The organism is Oleispirillum naphthae (assembly GCA_027864655.1).
GTDB classification, from domain to species: Bacteria; Pseudomonadota; Alphaproteobacteria; order Rhodospirillales; family Rhodospirillaceae; genus Oleispirillum; species Oleispirillum naphthae.
The window spans coordinates 273,839-290,971 of the sequence record JAQAZG010000003.1 but is presented as its reverse complement, the minus strand read 5'-3'; the positions used below and the strand labels follow the sequence as shown (position 1 = coordinate 290,971).

The 17,133-nt window shown below is 60.3% G+C and carries 13 protein-coding genes and 1 pseudogene; 4 read left to right on the top strand and 10 right to left on the bottom strand.

The window, feature by feature from the left end; genetic code table 11:
- Nucleotides 1–431: 431 nt before the first annotated feature.
- The 10 genes and pseudogenes from O7R11_RS05780 to O7R11_RS05740 all read right to left on the bottom strand — a co-directional run bounded on the left by O7R11_RS05780 (nucleotide 432) and on the right by O7R11_RS05740 (nucleotide 11,608).
- A complete protein-coding gene (locus O7R11_RS05780; protein WP_337996545.1) occupies nucleotides 432–1,724 on the bottom strand; it encodes an SLC13 family permease in 1,293 nt (430 codons plus the stop codon).
- A gap of 178 nt (nucleotides 1,725–1,902) precedes the next feature.
- A complete protein-coding gene (locus tag O7R11_RS05775; RefSeq protein ID WP_337996544.1) occupies nucleotides 1,903–3,480 on the bottom strand; it encodes a PucR family transcriptional regulator in 1,578 nt (525 codons plus the stop codon).
- A 97-nt stretch (nucleotides 3,481–3,577) separates the two neighbouring features.
- Nucleotides 3,578–4,252, bottom strand: coding sequence for a mandelate racemase/muconate lactonizing enzyme family protein (locus O7R11_RS14950; protein ID WP_420792973.1), 675 nt, complete (start codon nucleotides 4,250–4,252; stop codon nucleotides 3,578–3,580).
- Between the two features lie 123 nt (nucleotides 4,253–4,375).
- Nucleotides 4,376–4,648: pseudogene (locus O7R11_RS14945) on the bottom strand (hypothetical protein); the annotation flags it as partial.
- A gap of 130 nt (nucleotides 4,649–4,778) precedes the next feature.
- Nucleotides 4,779–5,618, bottom strand: a complete 840-nt coding sequence (locus O7R11_RS05765; RefSeq protein WP_337996542.1) for an alpha/beta fold hydrolase — start codon at nucleotides 5,616–5,618, stop codon at nucleotides 4,779–4,781.
- 29 nt (nucleotides 5,619–5,647) lie between these two features.
- Entirely contained in the window at nucleotides 5,648–6,040 is a 393-nt protein-coding gene (locus tag O7R11_RS05760; protein ID WP_337996541.1) for a hypothetical protein, read from the bottom strand.
- Nucleotides 6,041–6,325: 285 nt separating this feature from the next.
- Nucleotides 6,326–7,591, bottom strand: coding sequence for an MFS transporter (locus O7R11_RS05755; protein WP_337996540.1), 1,266 nt, complete (start codon nucleotides 7,589–7,591; stop codon nucleotides 6,326–6,328).
- A 180-nt stretch (nucleotides 7,592–7,771) separates the two neighbouring features.
- A complete protein-coding gene (locus O7R11_RS05750; protein ID WP_337996539.1) occupies nucleotides 7,772–8,935 on the bottom strand; it encodes a CaiB/BaiF CoA transferase family protein in 1,164 nt (387 codons plus the stop codon).
- Nucleotides 8,936–8,993: 58 nt separating this feature from the next.
- A complete protein-coding gene (locus O7R11_RS05745) occupies nucleotides 8,994–10,169 on the bottom strand; it encodes an acetyl-CoA acetyltransferase (RefSeq protein ID WP_337996538.1) in 1,176 nt (391 codons plus the stop codon).
- On the bottom strand, nucleotides 10,166–11,608 hold the full coding sequence (locus tag O7R11_RS05740) for a zinc ribbon domain-containing protein (RefSeq protein WP_337996537.1): 1,443 nt from the start codon (nucleotides 11,606–11,608) through the stop codon (nucleotides 10,166–10,168). The genes O7R11_RS05745 and O7R11_RS05740 overlap by 4 nt, the downstream gene beginning before the upstream one ends.
- Nucleotides 11,609–12,460: 852 nt before the next feature.
- Here O7R11_RS05740 and O7R11_RS05735 point away from each other — a divergent pair.
- From O7R11_RS05735 to O7R11_RS05720, 4 genes are all read left to right on the top strand, one after another.
- Complete coding sequence (locus O7R11_RS05735; protein WP_337996536.1) at nucleotides 12,461–12,742, top strand: DUF4212 domain-containing protein; 282 nt, start codon at nucleotides 12,461–12,463, stop codon at nucleotides 12,740–12,742.
- 10 nt (nucleotides 12,743–12,752) lie between these two features.
- Entirely contained in the window at nucleotides 12,753–14,519 is a 1,767-nt protein-coding gene (locus tag O7R11_RS05730; protein ID WP_337996535.1) for a sodium:solute symporter family protein, read from the top strand.
- Between the two features lie 67 nt (nucleotides 14,520–14,586).
- On the top strand, nucleotides 14,587–16,446 hold the full coding sequence (locus O7R11_RS05725; protein WP_337996534.1) for a DUF294 nucleotidyltransferase-like domain-containing protein: 1,860 nt from the start codon (nucleotides 14,587–14,589) through the stop codon (nucleotides 16,444–16,446).
- A gap of 2 nt (nucleotides 16,447–16,448) precedes the next feature.
- Nucleotides 16,449–17,129, top strand: coding sequence for an exonuclease domain-containing protein (locus O7R11_RS05720; protein WP_337996533.1), 681 nt, complete (start codon nucleotides 16,449–16,451; stop codon nucleotides 17,127–17,129).
- Nucleotides 17,130–17,133: the final 4 nt, after the last annotated feature.

The window sequence follows — 17,133 nt, the reverse complement described above, 5'->3', positions numbered from 1 at the left end:
CCGACGCTGCCCGTCCGCTCGCTCGCGCCCACCAACGCCACGCTCCGCGGACGGAATATCGAATCCAACGGATGCGTCTCTCGATCTTGCTCACTCATCTGATTTATTTCCTTGATATCGTTCGAAAAGCGAATCCAGCCTTGTGCTGTTTCCTGCGAAGTCTCAGGGCGACGGCCCATCCCCCTGGGGGAAGGAGACGGACCGTCGCCCGTTCCGGGATCATGCGCCTGCCCGCCGGTGCTTGTCCGGCGGGTCCGCCCCCCGGGGAGAGGAGGCGGCGGCCAGGACAGAAGGCAGGGGACCTCTGCCCATCCCGGAATCAAAAGGCCTGGAACTCATTGCCCGCGCCATAGAAATGGCTTGCGCCAGTGTTCTCATGGGCGGCATGCCTTCAGTCAAATCTACTTCAGACGACATATTTATTTGCATACTTAATGAAACTTGAATAATAACGGCACGGAAATAATAACAACGGCACAAGCAACGATGTTGTACGGCAGACCTATCTTTGTGTAATCTTTGAAGCGATATCCAGCCGTCATCGTCATCGTGATGACGGAAGCGCCTATGGGCGTGCTGTAGGGCATGTTCGCTGCCCAGATCACCCCGATCATGAAGGGCATCGGGTCGCATCCCATCTGCTGCGCGAGACTGAAGGCGATGGGGGTAAGAATGACGACCGTTGATATGTTCGCCATAATATTCGTCATGATCGTCCCGATACAGACAAGCGCCGCAAGATAAGCCCAGGGGTGCGTACTGCTTCCGACGATGTCGATCGCCGTGGACGCCATCAGAGCCCCTGCCCCGCTTTTTTCAATCCCCGCAGCAAAGCCGATGCTTCCCGCGATCATGATGATCGTGTTCCAATCGCTTTGCGCGAACATCTTCTGCACGGAGATGCACTTCGTCACGACGCAGGCCAATGCGCCCAGGATGGCCACGATGGCAATATTCGCCCAGCCTACGATCGTCAAAGCAATGCATACGGCAAGGATGATCATCGGCGTCCATGTTTTCAGGCTCACGGCGCCTTGCGGAATCGTCATGGCTTCCTGCGCGGTGCCAGGGTCCGCTTCCGCTTCGACCAAGACTTTCTTTTGTAGATCGTACCCGATGAAATAATAATACAGCAAAAGAGCGGCAAATACGAAAATCCCGGGCTTCATCAAGTCGAACATCGCCATGGGGCGAACGCCGTACCCTATCAGCAGCCCCTGGGCGGCCAATTGCGTCGTGGAGCCGATCAGGGTGCAGCCGCCGCCGGCAACGGTAGCTATCCCCATGGCCATGTAGCTTCCCTTGGCGGTTATTCTTCCCCTGGAGCCGGCCGCCATGGAGGCGACGATGCTCATGAACAGCACGATGCTGGTCGTGTTGCTCATGAACATGGAAAATACGCCCGCCAACAAGATCAGCAACATGAGAAGCATTTTCTCGCTTCCATGGTAATGCCTCATAATTGCGTGACCCAAATGCTGTGCGGCCCCTGTCTCGCTCATGGCGTTGCCGATGGTGGCGAGGCCGAAAACAAAAACCACCACATTGTTCGACAATCCGAGGACAACCTGCTGATATGAAATGATTCCCGTAAGCGCCATTGCCACCGAGGACATGATTGCGGTGACACAAACGGGGAAAAGCTCCGTTGCGAACAACACAAGGGTAATTGCCAATATGATCAGGGCGATTGTTGATTGTTCCATAATGATGGCCTCGGACAAAAGGGAGCGCCTACGCCGCAACGGCATACCGGAGCGTTCCACCCAAGGGAAAAGCCGGTCGCCACGACGAAATGCATCACAGGATTTGCCATAAACTACATACGATCTTTCCTTGTTCGAGCGATCCCCCACCTCGGGGACACGTCTAATTTCCAATAATGCAAATAAATTTGCTCATTTACTGAGAGTCCGCTTTAAAAAGAATGTATGCGAGATGCAGGATGAATCTTCCTTTTGACGTAAAGAAATTCACATCCGTCAGTTGGTGTATTTTCTGCAAGCGATACCGCAGCGTGCTGATATGAATAGAGAGCGTCTTCGCCGCCAAATCGAGGCTCTCGGCAAGCAGGCATTTTTCCAGGGTGTTCCACAGTTTCGCATTGCACTGTTCGTCGTAGTTCTGGATGGGGCGGACGATCTTCTCCCGGATCGCCTCGCCGTCGCTGCTGATCACGCCCCGTGAAATGAGCCCGATTTCCACAAACTTCGCATAGGGGTACACGTGATTTTCTGCGGCGACGGCCCGGCCATAATTGACGGCCCGCTTGGCCTGGCTATAGCAGTCCGGCAATTTTCTGAGATCCGAGACCGGCAGACTGAAGCCGATATCCAGGCGCTCCTGGGCGCTGCCGGGCAAAGACTCGCGCATTTGTTGCGCCAATTTGGAAAAATTGACTTTCTTTTTCTCAATATAGGAGATGAGCACCACGAAATCCGTGCCCTTGATGAACACGATGAACTGTTCGAATTTGTTCTGCAGCCAGTTTCTCCAATAGTCCAAGTAGCTATTGGCTTGCAGCGTATTTTCCTCGGTGCGGTTCGAGAGCAGCATAACGATGTGCCGATCTTTTGGAGACACCCCCAAAAGCTGCAACCTGTCGGCAATGGCCGCCTCGTCGGCATGGTTGACGAATAGAATTTCATCCAGAACGGATGCCGTCATGCGCTGTTCCGTCTGGATCTGAAGATGTTCTTCCAGAAACTTAATAGCAAGAAAAGATACCATCTGAACAATGAAGGTCAATTCATTCTTAAAAATGGTATTTTCCGCATATACTAAAAGGTAACCGACAACTTGTCCATGTGCTATGCATGGGAACAGGTAATGCCCCTGGTCGAATATATGTTTTCCATTAGATTTTTTTAGATATTTCTCAAGTAGTTTGCCGACAATACTCTCTTCCGGCTTCGCCGCCATGGAGGCGTGCCTGGCCAGGATTACGCCCCTCTGGTTCAGGCAACAGCAATGGCTGGGTATTTTAGCCGTCAGCAGCGACAGGATTTTCTCCATGCTGTGATTGTGGAGTATGGCCTGCAACAACTGTTCATTGAGCTCATTCAACTCGTTGATCGTGCTTTGCTGCTCAAGAACGATTGCGGACAGAATGTCGCTGATGATCTCACGGAAAAGGACATTCTTCGTCAAAGCGAAAAGAGGGGTCTGATGCTCTCTTGCGATCCGGATCGTACTTTCATCTATGGTGTCGATGAACCGTCCCAGCTTGATGCATATGGCGGAAACGTTCTGCTGGCAAAGTTCCGTCACAACCTTGTTGATTTCGTCCATGCTCGCACAGTGACTGGACAAGGTCGTCAAAACGAACACGTTGTCCGTCAGGCTGCGGATATTGAAATCCGGCGCCTCCATCACGGTCACATAACGCACGGCGCTGCCGAGCCCCTCTTCCCCGGCAAGCAGCGTGCATTCCTTCTGGAAGACCGGGAGCGAGAGCAAGCTAGCGACGGTTGTGCTCATAGCAGGCCACCTCAGTGAAGGTTGTTTGTGGCGCCAGTCAAACAATACGGCATGAGAAACAAGTCCTCCGGGGCGCAACACCCCGGAGGACTGTCCATCACATCGAAACCGTGTATTTTCTGACCAGATCCCAATTAACGGAGACGCCCATACCCGGGCCTTCGGGCAAGTACATCTTGCCGTCCTTCACCGTCAGGCCCTCATCCAGCAACAGGCTTTCCTGGATACCTTTCTTATAATATCCGATCTCGCACGGCAGATCGATCTGTCTGAAAGCTGCGGCAAACTGCACGCACGCCGCGCTGCCGAGGTCCGATTCCGCCTGTGTGCTGACCTGCACGCGCATATTGTTGGCTTCCGCCAGGTGCACCAGTTTCCTGGTGATGGTGTAGCCGGTCCTGGGAATCTTCACCCCCAGGCGCTGAATGGCACCGAGCTTCATCTGGCGCTGCGTGTCCGCGAAGGTGAACGTGCTTTCGTCGGACAGGAGCATGATCTTGGGAAAGCGCTCGGTGAACAGCTTGCGGCTCTCATCGTCCCAGGCCGGGACCGGCTCCTCGATGCTGTCGATGACGCCGGTGAGGGCGTCGCCCACACGGTAGAGATCTTCGCGGGAATAGAGCTGGTTCGGGTCGATCAGGAATTTCACGTCGTCCGGGCAGGCCTTCCGCATCTTGATCATCAGGTCGATGTCCTGATCCACGTGGCCGGCCTTTACCTTGAACATCTTGTAGCCTTCGGCCACTCGCTGCTTGGTCTCTTCCAGGATCATCTCTTCGTCGAACCAGGTGCCGCCGGAAACCCAGCTCAAGGGCACTTCCATCCGGTATGGGCCGCCCATCATCTGCGCACAGGAAATGCCGAGCAACTTGCCGTTCAGATCGTGCAGAGCGACGTCGACGGCTCCCTTGGTCGCGAGGTTGAACGGCAGGTCGTTCATCTTCTCCCAAATGGCCTCGAAGTTGAAGGAATCCATGCCGATAATCTTGGGGATGATGATCTTGCTCAAGGCGTAATAGATGGACGCCGGCGTCTCCCCATAGATGCCGGGACGTGGAATCGCTTCGGTCACGCCATAGGTGCCGTCCTCGGCGATGATCTTAACGATGATATGTTCCGTGACGCTGACCTGCCCGTTCGCCCACCGTGTGGTTTTGAACTGCGGCATCTGGAGCGGATACAGCTCTATATTTTTTATTTTCATGCTTTCCTCCCTTTTCTAAAGCCTGTCGGCATTATTATTCTCCGCCGACCGTTTCGCTCCGACGGGTCGAAACGGGCACCGAGAACGCGGGGGCCTAGGCGCGGCTCGCGACGTCTGCGGGATCCAGGTGCTGCATGAAATCGTCGATCGCTTCGCAAACGATTTCCGGCGCTTCCACGATGATGAAGTGGCCATAGCCGGGAATCGGCTTCCACACGACCTTCTTGGAATTCACCATGCCCTTCATCGCTTCCTGGCAGTAGTGTTCCGGCACGTTCCAGTCGTCTTCGCCGCGAATGACGAGAACCGGACAGGTAATCTTGTCCAGATCGCCGCGCACGTCGTAATTGTTGTAAATGGAAAGATCGCCCTTCTTGGCGACGCCGCATTCCTGGGCGACGCCCCAAAGGATGAAGTCCTTGGCTGCCTCGGAGCACTCGCGGCCGATGAGGCTCTCCGAGAAGTCAAAGTGGGAATGCTGCACGCTGATGTAGGGGTGGTCGAGCAGGTCCACCACCGTGCCGTAGGAACCGGAGAGGGCCTTGATGAAGGTCGAACCCTGCATGGAGACGATGCCCGCCACCGGATAGTGCTGGGCAATGTAGTACACCATGTTGCCGCCGACGGAGCAGCCGATGACCAGCGGTTTCTCGATCCCCATGGCTTCCACGAAGGCCCAGGCGAACGCGCAGTAGTCCTTGTGGTTGTTGATCGCCTTGTTGCCGGGTAGGGGCCAGCTCTTCCCGTGCGCGGGCATGTCGAAGGCCACCATGTTGTAGCGTCCCTCGAAAAGCTCCATCATCCCGTGATACTGGCGGCATTCGCGCCCGGCCGTGTGCAAACAAACGATGGTGGGTTTGTCCGTCGGCCCGTTATTGGTTTCGTAGTAGGTCTTGATACCGTTCACCATGATATAGCTGCCGGTGATAGCCATATTGCGATCTCCTTCGGGCACGAGAGCGGTTATTCCATGACTTTGGCCATGACGCGCATCAGCTGGGCCATGGTGTTGTTGTTCTGACGATAGGCAAGCGGACTGCCGAGGATCTCGAAGCACAGGGGGTTGTGCTTGGGAGAGGTGGCAAGCTGGAAATTCTTGTGCTTGAAAAAGTCGCTCCACTGCTCTTCGCTCCCGCCCAGGCCGATGTTGATGCCGTTGACGGGTTTGCCGAGCTCCACGGCAATCATGGTGCCCTTGTGGAAGGCGAGGGTGAACGGCACGCCGCCCATCAGGAAGGTGATGTCGCCGCTGAAATACCTGGCCAAGTACCTGGTCTTGAAAAGCTCGGCTTCTGGCCCGTTGATCAGTTCTTTGACTTTCTCGAACTGCTGTAACCTAGTGTTGCTATCGACCATTCTGACATTCTCCTCATTCAGAGCGTGAGGTCATTTCTTCTGTCTGCAGAAGATGTTCATTTAAATAAATCTCTGTTATCAGAAATATTTCCTCATCATATTCAGGGTTACCGGAAAAACGTCCATTCCAGTCTAGCGGCCGTCCATGATCTCCTGCGGGCATCGGTCTTTCATCGGGCCGCTAAACTGTCTGGTGCCGCGCCCTGCCGATCGAGTTTGAGAACGATCTTCTTTCGGCAGGGTGCCATGTGTTTCACCGCATGTTGCGGTGCCGCCCGTACGGCGTCACGCCTTCTCCGCAATGGCGTCGATATCCTTGCCCGCGGTTTCCACGCCCATGTAGACCATGGGAACCATCAGCCAACCGATGATCGAGGAGATCCACCACGCGAAGGGCACGGACGTGAAGTCGGCAAGGACGCCGAGCAGCGGCACGGCGATCATCGCCGTGATCCGGCCGAGACCGATGGCGAAGCCCGTCCCCATGGTGCGAACGTGCGAGGGCATCATTTCGTTGGTGTAGGTGATGGAGATGGTCATGCCGCCCATGCCGAGGCCCGCGATGGCAAGCATCGCATACACGACGGGAACGCTGATGCTGTGCGTATAGCTCATGTACCACATGACGCCGAGCGCCAGGACCATGGGCGAACGGAACAGCAGCATGGCCCGCTTCCTGCCGATCTTGTCCGCGATCAGCCCGGAAGTCGCGTAGCCGATGATGGCCACGCTCCACAGGCACATGTGCATCTTCACGCGGACGTCGGGCGGGAAGCCCATGTCGCTCAGGCTCAGCACGAAATAGGCGGAGTTGCCCCATGCCAGAACCGCAGAGGCCATGGCGATCAGGATGCCGATGGTCGCATTCTTCCGATACTGCGGCTTGAACAGTTCCGTGTAGCTCTGCTTCTTGCCGACGGCGGCGGCGGCCTCCGCCGTCTCCTGGGCTTCGCGCTTTTGGCGGGCCAGCTCCATCTTGTTCTTCAGCCAGGAGGGAGTTTCCTTCAGCAGGAAGAAAATCGGAACCAGAAGGATGAGCGCGAAGAAGAACACGTAAGAAACCGTCTGCCAGGCAAAACCGACCCCGATCAGCAGGCTGATGAGGAACGAGGAGGAGAAATTACCGATCGGCGTGCCGCTCTGCATGATGCCGGTGCACAGCCCGCGCTTTTCGGCGGGAACGATCTCCGAAATGTACGACGCGTTGATGGCCCAGATGCAGGTGTTGCCCCAGTTGGCGAAGAACCGGACGGCGAACAGCATACCCAGGCTGCCGATCAGCCCGTATGTGCCGTTGCACAGGACGACGATGAGGATGCAAAGCGCCAGCCCGATCCTCCTGCCATGGGTATCGGCGATTTTCGGGATAATCAACGTGCTGACCCAGCCGCCGAGAGAAAACACGCTCACGACCATGCCGGCGGTGGCGTTGTCCATGCTGAACATCTGCTTCAGCATCGGGCTGGCGACGGAATACACGCCGTTGCCGATGGTGGCGAACATCCAGCAGAGAAAACACACCGCGACCACCGCATACGACTGTCCCGTCATGTGCGAGTGAACCAATGATTTAACTTCCGATGCTTTTATGTCCGAGGTAGCTGACATAGACTTCCTCCCTACAGAACACGTTGATAAAAATACTTCCGATGCGAGGCGGACTCTTGACTATGGTCTTTTCTGCCCAATGTGCGCGACAGCGCCCGCTTGTCTCGATGCGGGCGCAGCGCTTCAGATGATCCCGTCGCGGCGCATGTCCGCGAGGCGCTCTTCGCTGAGGCCCAGTTCGCCCTGGTAGACGTCCTTGTTGTGTTCGCCCAGCAAGGGCGAGGAGCGCCGGATTTCGGGGTTGGTGGCCGACATTTTCACGGCTTGGTTGGTCACCCGGATCTTCCCGATCTGCGGGTGGTTCACTTCCCCGAACATCTGACGCACGCCGCCGATGTGCGGATCGGCCACGACCTGATCGATGGTCATCACCGGGGCCACGGCAAAACCGAGCGGCAGCAACAGATTGATGATCTCGTCCGTGGTCATGGTCTTGGTCCATGCCGTGACGATGGCGTCCAACTCTTTCTTGTGGGTCACGCGGAGGGCGTTGGTGGCGAAGCGCGGGTCTTCGAGCAGTTCCGGCTTCTTCATGGCGTTGCAGAGGATTCCCCAGAATTTGGGGGCGCTGCCGTTCATGATGAAATAGCCGTCTTTCGTGTGGTAGCCGCCGCCGGGCGCGGAGGATTCGTAACTGTTTCCATTGCGCAGGGGCACGCGGCCGCTGGTGAGATACACCTGATTCACACTGGAGAGCCCGACGACGGAGACATCGACCAGGGAAATATCGACCATCTGCCCTTCGCCGGTTTTCTCCCGATAGCGAAGCGCCGCGAGAATGCCGATAACCGCCTGCAGGCCGCCCATGATGTCCGCCACGGACGCACCGCAGCGCGTCGGCTCGCTGCCGGGAAAGCCGGTCACGCTCATGATGCCGCTCATCGCCTGAGCCATGGTGTCGTACCCCGCGCGGTGGGCGTAGGGGCCGGTCTGGCCAAAGCCCGAAATGGCGGCGTAGATCAGACGGGGATTGACCTTCTTCAGCTCGGCATAATCCAACCCGAGTTTCTTCATCACTCCGGGGCGGAAGTTCTCGACGACGACATCGACGTTCTTGATCAGCTCGAGGAAAACCTCCTTGCCTTTTTTCAGGTCGAGGGTGATTCCCCGCTTGCTACGGTTGAAGTTGATGAAATAGGTGCTGACGTCATCTTTGCGCGGCATGAAACCGCGGCTGTCGTCGCCTTTTTCCGGCTGCTCGATCTTGACGACATCGGCGCCCATGTCGCCCAGCATGGCGGCACAGAACGGCGCCGACAGCACTCTGCCGAGGTCCAGCACCTTCAAGCCTTCCAATGCTCCAGGTTGCATATCCTTCACTCCTTACTGCTTACGCTTCCGTGCATTACTTCTCGTTGCCCACAATCAGGACCGCGCTGATCTGCGGTGGGCCGCCGAAGGTGTGGGACAGGCCGATATGCGCGTTCTCAAGCTGCCGCTTGGGGTTATCCACCTTGTGCTGGAGCTGCTTGTACAGCTCGTAGGTCATGCGGATGCCGCTCGCGCCCACGGGGTGGCCGAAACATTTGAGCCCGCCGTCCACGTTGACCGGAAGGCCGCCGCTCCTGGTGAAAAAGCCCGCCTCGATGTCTTCTCTGGCCTTGCCGCGCGGGCTGAAGCCGAAGTCTTCGTAGATGAGCATCTCGGTGATGCTGAAGCAGTCGTGCACTTCCGCCAGATCGATTTCTTCGCGGGGGGTCTTGATGCCGGCCATTTCATAGGCGCGGAGCGAGGAAATCCGGAGCGCCTCGAAACTCGTCCAGTCGAAGTTGGGGCGGTAGTGCGGCAGCACCGAATCCGTGGCGATGCCGAACCCTTTGATGTAGATGGGATCGTCGCGGAAGCTTCTGGCCATGTCCGTCCGCGTGATGATGGCGCAGGCCGCGCCGTCGCTGTTGCCGCAGCAGTCGTACAGGCCGAGGGGCGTTGCGATGATGGGCGCCTTCAGGCAGTCCTCGACGGTGATTTCCTTGTGGAAATGCGCCCGTGGGGCAAGCATGCCGTTGGCGTGGTTCTTGACCGCGATTTTTGCCAGAAGCTGGCGGCCTTCCTCGTAGGTGAGGCCATATTTCGCAAAATACCGGGTAGCGCCGAGGGCGAAGGAGCCCGGGGCGGTGCGCCGGGATTCCCGCACGGTGCTCAGGCCGCGCCCCGTGCCGAGGCCCCCGAAGCCGGTGTCCTTCAACTTCTCCGCGCCGATGGCCATGGCCACGTTGCACACGCCGCTGGCAACCGCCATGCAGGCCTCGATCAGAGCGATGTGGCCGGACGCGCAGAAGTTCTCGTTCCGCACGATGGGGATGCCGTGCATTTTCAACGCGTCCGCCACCGGCGTCCCCGAGCAGTTGTTCGGCGCGTTGGTGTTGGCGAAGAAACACATTTCAACGTCTTTGGGGCCAATTCCGGCGTCTTCGAAGGCCTCGTACGCGGCCTCGATCAGCAGGTCCGGAATGCCGCAGTCCCAGCGCTCGCCGAATTTCGCGCAGCCCATGCCGACAATGGACAGTTCATCCTTAATCATATCGTTGCCCTCTTTTCCCGGCGGAGCGGTCTAAGTTTCCAGTAATAGTTTGGGAAATTTCCCAGTGAATGCATTTTTCGGAAGGTAAACTCAACATCCATACCGACAGATACGTCTTCCACATTGAAATCCGTCATTATCGTGTAGTAATGAGTCCCATTTCCGTCTTCTGTTACTGTCTGAATGAGAACCGGGTCGTCGCTGCGCCCGGCATACTTGTCCACCGAATAAGTGAAAACCTTCGTCACCAGGTCGGATGCGCGGAATTCCTCGTATTTGTCCTTCGCGCCGCAGGCATGGCAGACGCGGTTCACCGGGAAAATCGTCGCCCCGCACTCGCTGCAGCGGCTGCCGTGCAGGCGGATGTTGAGATTCTGCTCGCGCCAGGTCATGGCTGCGGAAGCGGGAAGCTTGAAGGGAGAGCCCGGCTGTGCCGGTGCGATTTCGCGGAACGAGAGATACCTCGCGTAGGAGCCGAATTCCTTACGGTTGCCCAGGAAACGCTGAATCGTATCGAATCCGCGGATTTTTCCGATGGCCTTGGTGGCGGTCAGGATGAACGCGTTGGCGCCGCTGCCATAATCCGCAACAAGGATCTTGTCGCCGGGCTTGGCGCCTTCCAACGCTCCGATAATGCCGAGGAATGCCTGCGCCGTGCCGCTGTTGCCCACCGAACCGAGAAGGGTGTCCTGCACCTGCTCCGGGGCAAATCCGCATTTCTTGGCCAGCTTCGCCGCGTTGCCGGCGCCGGCGGCGGGGAAAACGACCTTTGCGATGCTCTTGGGCTCGAGAGCGTATTTCCCAAGAATCGCGCGGACGATTTCTCCCATCACCCGCATGTAACCCTTGTCGACGACGAAGCGCCCTTCGCCCTGGCTGATATACGCATCACCGGCGTTGCGCCAGATATCGACGATCTCGTCGTTCAGGGAAAGCGAACCGTCGATGGTCGCCAGCACGTCGCCGCCGCCGATAACCAGCGCGGCCGCCGCATCGCCGAGGGTCAATTCCTCCGACGACTTCGGGTACGCTTTTCTCATATCCGAAGCCACGACCAACGTGCTTCGACCGTCATTCGCCTTTGCCGCGTCGCAGGCGACCATCAGGGCATTGGTGCCTGCCCGCGTGCTCTGCGCGAAATCGCTGGTGAATACGGAGTGGTTCTCCAGATCGCACGCAACGGAGATCAGCGCGCTATGCGCTTTTTCCGCATACGGAGCCGTCGTGGACGCGAAAAACAGCGACTTGATGTCGCTGCGGTCGACAAACCTGAAGCAATCCATCGCGGCTTCGACCGCCATGGTGACCACGTCTTCATCGACATTGGCGATGCTTTTTTTACCTTTTGGCCCCTTTGTCTCCCATGCCGAGCTGATCGCTTCACGGGCCATATAATAATATGGGAGGTAAATGCCAAAAGATTTTATCCCAACATCCATGCCGATCTCCTTTTAAACATAAATACAGGTGTTGTATTCATGGAAGAATACAATCCATGTATCCTCTGAATTACTGACGTAGTAAATTCAGGCTTCACGATTTGACTGAATGATAGCCTTCGGGATTAAGCTTGGCTTCCTACGTTAACGGAAATGTCATGGTCATTTTTTCCTGTAAAAATAGGATGCTGCTTATTAATGCATTAATTTTGTGGCGGTTATAAAATAATCTTTAATTGCTCTAAAATAGAAAACCAGCCGGTTCGTAGGGCTGGGGCCATCAAGACCAAGGGAAGGGAAGGGCCCTCGACCTATTTGCTTTTTGCGTGGTTCCGTCGGCACGAATCGGACGGCCAAAGCCACCCTCGTCACGCCCCGTCCACCTCGGACACAGCCGGTGGCCGCAGAAAATGGCGATACTTCCGGGGGGATGCACGATTTTCTCTTTTGGAAATCGCCATGTTCTCCCTGCCGCCAGGAAACGTTTGCGAGCCCCCGAGGCGCCACCGATATATCAATAAGTTATAGGGCGGCCCTGGCTGTCCTTTGTTTTTCCCGGCAATCCGCTCGCCTGCGCCGCGCGCTCCGGCCCTTCCGTCCGAGGGCGCTTTTTTTGCGTCCCGCCCCATCCGGATTCCCGCGGAAGCCTTGGCCCGGCTTCGCGTTTCAGGTGGAAATCACGCCACTGAGCACACCCTTTGGTTTGGTATATCAACCAAAAGAAATATTTGTGCCTTTTTTCCCGCGCCGAAATGCCTATGTCTTTCGGCCAGGGCCACGGCATGGGCCGGGGGCCACTCCGCACATCGGAGCAAGACCTCGAGAATAGGGACAACCTGGAGACTTGACGGAATGAAGACACATATCGATTCGTCAGACAAAGCCGCCATCGCCGCCTCCTATTGGTCGGCCTCCACCAAGCTGATTTTGGGCTGCCTGTTCGTCTGGTTCGTCGTCAGCTACGGCTTCGGCATCCTCTTCGTCGATGCGATGAACACCATCAGCCTCGGAGGCTACAAGCTCGGTTTCTGGTTCGCCCAGCAGGGCTCCATCTACGTATTCATCGCTTTGATCTTCTTTTACGCGCGGCGGATGAACGCCATCGACCGCGATCACGGCGTCGATGAAGGCTGAGGAGACAGACATGGATCTCAAACTTCTCACCTACATCGTCGTCGGGCTCTCCTTCGCCGTCTACATCGGCATCGCCTTCTGGTCCCGCGCCGGCAGCACCGGCGAGTTCTACGTCGCGGGCGGCGGCGTGCACCCCATCGCCAACGGCATGGCCACCGGCGCCGACTGGATGTCGGCGGCGTCCTTCATTTCCATGGCCGGCCTCATCGCCTTCCTCGGCTACGGCGGCTCGGTCTACCTGATGGGCTGGACCGGCGGCTACGTGCTGCTCGCCATGCTGCTTGCGCCTTATCTGCGCAAGTACGGCAAGTTCACCGTCCCCGAGTTCATCGGCGACCGCTACTACTCCAAGGGCGCGCGCATGGTGGCGGTGGTCTGCCTGATCTTCATCTCCTTCACCTACGTCGCCGGGCAGATGCGCGGCGTCGGCATCGTGTTCTCGCGTTTCCTCGAAGTCAAAATCACCACCGGCCTGATCGTCGGCATGGGCGTGGTGTTCGTCTACGCGGTGCTCGGCGGCATGAAGGGCATCACCTATACCCAGGTGGCGCAGTACGTGGTGCTGATCATCGCCTACACCATTCCGGCGATCTTCATCTCGGTGCAGCTCACCGGACACGTGCTGCCGCAGCTCGGCCTCGGGGCCTCGCTCACCGACGGTGGGGGACACCTGCTCGACAGGCTCAACACCGTGGTCACCGACCTCGGCTTCGCCGCCTACACCTCGGGCAACAAGAGCACCATCGACATCTTCGCCATCACCATGGCGCTGATGATCGGCACCGCGGGCCTGCCGCACGTGATCGTGCGCTTCTTCACCGTGCCGAAGGTGCGCGACGCGCGGACCTCCGCGGGTTGGGCGCTGGTGTTCATCGCGTTGCTCTACACCGTCGCCCCGGCGGTGGGCGCGATGGCGCGCTACAACCTCACCACCACCATCCAGCACGGCGCGGTCGGCCAACCCAGCTCCAACATCGTCTACGAGCAGCGCCCGGACTGGTTCAAGCGCTGGGAAGAGACCGGCCTCATCAAGTTCGCCGACAAGAACGGCGACGGCCGCATCCAGTACTACAACGACGCCAACCCGGCCTTCGCCGCCAAGGCGGAAGCCTTCGGCTGGAAAGGCAGCGAACTCAAGGTGGACAACGACATCATGGTGCTGGCCAACCCGGAGATCGCCGGGTTGCCGGACTGGGTGATCGCCCTCGTCGCCGCGGGCGCCATCGCGGCGGCTCTCTCCACCGCGGCGGGGCTGTTGCTGGTGATCTCCTCGGCGATCTCGCACGACGTGTTCAAGGGCGCTCTGACACCCAATATGTCGGAGAAGCAGGAACTCATGGTCGGGCGCATCGCGGCCGCGGTGGCGGTCGGCATCGCCGGTTACCTCGGCTACAACCCGCCCGGCTTCGTCGCGCAGGTGGTGGCCTTCGCCTTCGGTCTGGCGGCGGCCTCGTTGTTCCCGGCGATCCTGATGGGCATCTTCTCCAAATCGGTGACCCGCGAGGGCGCCGTCACCGGGATGCTCACCGGCCTGGCCTTCACCTTCGGCTACATCCTCTACTTCAAGGGGATCTTCATCACGCCGATGGCGAAGAACGTGCCCGAGAACTGGCTGTTCGGCATCTCGCCGGAGGGCATCGGCACGGTCGGCGCGGCGCTCAACTTCGGCGTGACCTTCGTGGTGAGCAAGCTCACCGCCCGCCCGCCGAAGGAGGTGCAGGACCTGATCGAAAACATCCGCCTGCCCGCGGGCGCGGGCAGCGCGCACAGCCACTGAGGCCGCGGGCCGCAACACTTGGGCGAACCCCTTCGCGGGGTTCGCCCGCCATGCCGGGGGAGACGCCGTGACGCCGGAAATCGCCGAGGTTCAGGACTTCCTGGGGGGGCACCATCCGTTCGACCTGCTGCCGGAAGAGGCGCGCGCCGCGGCGGCGCGGACCATCGAAATCGCCTACGTGCGCAAGGGGGCCACGGTGCTCGCGCCCGGCGCGCCGCTTGCCCATCTCCACATCGTCCGCACCGGCGCGGTGGAAAGCCTCGCGCCCGACGGCCGCCTGCTCGGCCGCGCCGCCGAGGGCGAATGCTTCGCCGCGCAGGACCTGCTGCGCGGCGGCGTGGCGGGCGGCCGCACCGCCGCGATCGAGGACTGCCTGATCTACCTGCTGCCCGCCGAGACGTTTTCCACCCTGCGCCGCGAACACCCGGCCTTCGGCGGGGCATTCGCGGTGTTCGACGGCGGCGGCCTCGCCGCCGCCGTCGAGGCCGCCCCCGAACACAAGAGCTTCGACCTGCTGTCGCGCAGCGTCGGCGATCTGCTCACCCGCGGCCCGGTCACCGTGCCGCGCAGCGCCTCCATCCGCGAGGCCGCCGCGGCGATGCAGGCGGAACGGGTGAGTTCCGCCCTCATCGTCGAAGGCGGCGAACTGGTCGGCATCCTCACCGACCGCGACCTGCGCGGCAAGGTGGTGGCCGCGGGACGCAGCGGCGACGAGCCGGTGAGCGCCGTGATGTCGCCGCAGCCGATGTGCGTGCAGGCGGGGGACCCTTCGTTCGCCGCGCTGCTGTTGATGAGCCGCCACGGCATCCACCACCTGCCGGTGCTGGACAAGGGCCGCCTGGTCGGCTGCCTCTCCTCCTCCGTCCTCGCCGAGGCGCAGACCCTTTCGCCGCTCACCATCACCCGCGCCGTGCACGCCGCCGCCGCCGCCGCCGAGTTGCCGCCCCTGGTGCGCCGCGTGCCGCGGGTGGCGGCGCAGATGGCCGAGGCCGGAGCCACCGCCCACAGCGTCGGCCAGGTGGTCACCGCGGTCACCGACGCGGTGACCCGCGCCCTCTTGCGCCTGGCGGAGGCGGAACTGGGGCCGCCGCCGACGCCCTATGCCTGGCTTGCCGCGGGTTCGCAGGGGCGGCAGGAGCAGACCGCGGTCTCCGACCAGGACAACTGCCTGCTGCTCGACGACCGCTTCGACGAAGCGGCGCACGGCGGCTATTTCGCGGCGCTTTCCCGTTTCGTCGTCGATGGGCTGGCCGCCTGCGGCTATGCCTATTGCCCCGGCGAGATGATGGCGGCGACGCCGCTCTGGCGGCAGCCGCTCTCGGCCTGGCGCACGTATTTCGAGCGGTGGATTCGCGAACCGGAACCCAGGGCGCTGATGCTGTCGTGCATCTTCTTCGACCTGCGCTGCATCGGCGGCAAGGCGGCGCTGTGGGAGGATCTTTCGCGCGCCGTTTTGGAGGAGAGCCGCAGGAACCGCATCTTCCTCGCCCACATGGCGGCCAACGCGATGCACCACGCGCCGCCCATCGGCTTCTTCCGCGGCTTCGTGCTGGTCTCCGACGGGGCGCACGACAACACGCTGGACCTCAAGCACAGCGGCGCGGTGCCGATCGTCGATATGGCGCGGGTGCACGCGCTCTCCGCCGGGATCGCCGCGGCCAACACCCAGGAGCGCCTGCTCGCCGCCGCCGAGGCGGGGGAGATCAGCCGCCAGGGCGCGATGGACCTGAAGGACGCCCTGGAGTTCATCGGCCTCACCCGTCTCCGCCATCAGGCGCGGCAGATCCGCGAGGGCGCGCCGCCCGACAACTTCCTCGACCCCAAGACGCTGTCGGGCTTCGAGCGCGGCAACCTGAAAAGCGCCTTCCAGGTGGTCAAGGAGATGCAGGCTTCCATGGCCTCCGCCTATCAGCTCAGCCGCTTCTGAAGATGTGGAGCCCGCTCTTCGGCACCGATATCACCCGATGGGGTCTCGCGGCGCTCTGCCCGCCCGGCCCGCTCAAGTCCTATTACCGCATCGATACGCCCACCGCCGACACCCCGTATACCCGCGCCGAGTTTCTCGCCGTGGACATCGAGACCACCGGCCTGACCCGCGGCGACGAGATCGTCAGCATCGGCTTCGTCCCGGTGATCGGAGGGCGGGTGCGCCTCGCCGGGGCGGAACATCTTCTGGTGCGGCCGAACTGCCCGGTGGGCGAGGCGGCGGCCAAGGTGCACGGCCTCCTCGACGACCGCCTCGCCGCGGCGGGGCCGCTCGAAGCCGCCTTGGCGCGCCTGCTCGCCGCGCTTGCCGGGCGCATTCCCATCGCCCATCATGCGGCGGTGGAGCGCGCCTTTTTGTCGCGGGCCTGCCGCGCGGTTTATGGCCGGCCGCTGGTGACGCCGTGGGCGGACACCCTGGCCCTGGCGAAACGCAACGCCACCCGCGGCAACGCGGTCCTCGCCAACGGCGAGCTGCGGTTGTCCTCCTGCCGCCGCCGCCGCGGCCTGCCGCGCCACAGAAGCCACGACGCGCTCGCCGATGCGCTCGCCTGCGCCGAACTGTTCCTCGCCGAAGCCGCCGCGTGCAGCGGCAAGGCCCCCGCGCCGCTGCGCGACCTGCTCTGAGGGA

Bases quoted from the DNA above. Each gene is read 5' to 3' on its own strand.
- O7R11_RS05775 (WP_337996544.1), bottom strand. From the start codon at position 3,480: ATGAGCACAACCGTCGCTAGCTTGCTCTCGCTCCCGGTCTTCCAGAAG.
- O7R11_RS14950 (WP_420792973.1), bottom strand. From the start codon at position 4,252: ATGATCCTGGAAGAGACCAAGCAGCGAGTGGCCGAAGGCTACAAGATG.
- O7R11_RS05765 (WP_337996542.1), bottom strand. From the start codon at position 5,618: ATGGCTATCACCGGCAGCTATATCATGGTGAACGGTATCAAGACCTAC.
- O7R11_RS05760 (WP_337996541.1), bottom strand. From the start codon at position 6,040: ATGGTCGATAGCAACACTAGGTTACAGCAGTTCGAGAAAGTCAAAGAA.
- O7R11_RS05755 (WP_337996540.1), bottom strand. From the start codon at position 7,591: ATGACGGGACAGTCGTATGCGGTGGTCGCGGTGTGTTTTCTCTGCTGG.
- O7R11_RS05745 (WP_337996538.1), bottom strand. From the start codon at position 10,169: ATGATTAAGGATGAACTGTCCATTGTCGGCATGGGCTGCGCGAAATTC.
- O7R11_RS05740 (WP_337996537.1), bottom strand. From the start codon at position 11,608: ATGGATGTTGGGATAAAATCTTTTGGCATTTACCTCCCATATTATTAT.
- O7R11_RS05735 (WP_337996536.1), top strand. From the start codon at position 12,461: ATGAAGACACATATCGATTCGTCAGACAAAGCCGCCATCGCCGCCTCC.
- O7R11_RS05730 (WP_337996535.1), top strand. From the start codon at position 12,753: ATGGATCTCAAACTTCTCACCTACATCGTCGTCGGGCTCTCCTTCGCC.
- O7R11_RS05720 (WP_337996533.1), top strand. From the start codon at position 16,449: ATGTGGAGCCCGCTCTTCGGCACCGATATCACCCGATGGGGTCTCGCG.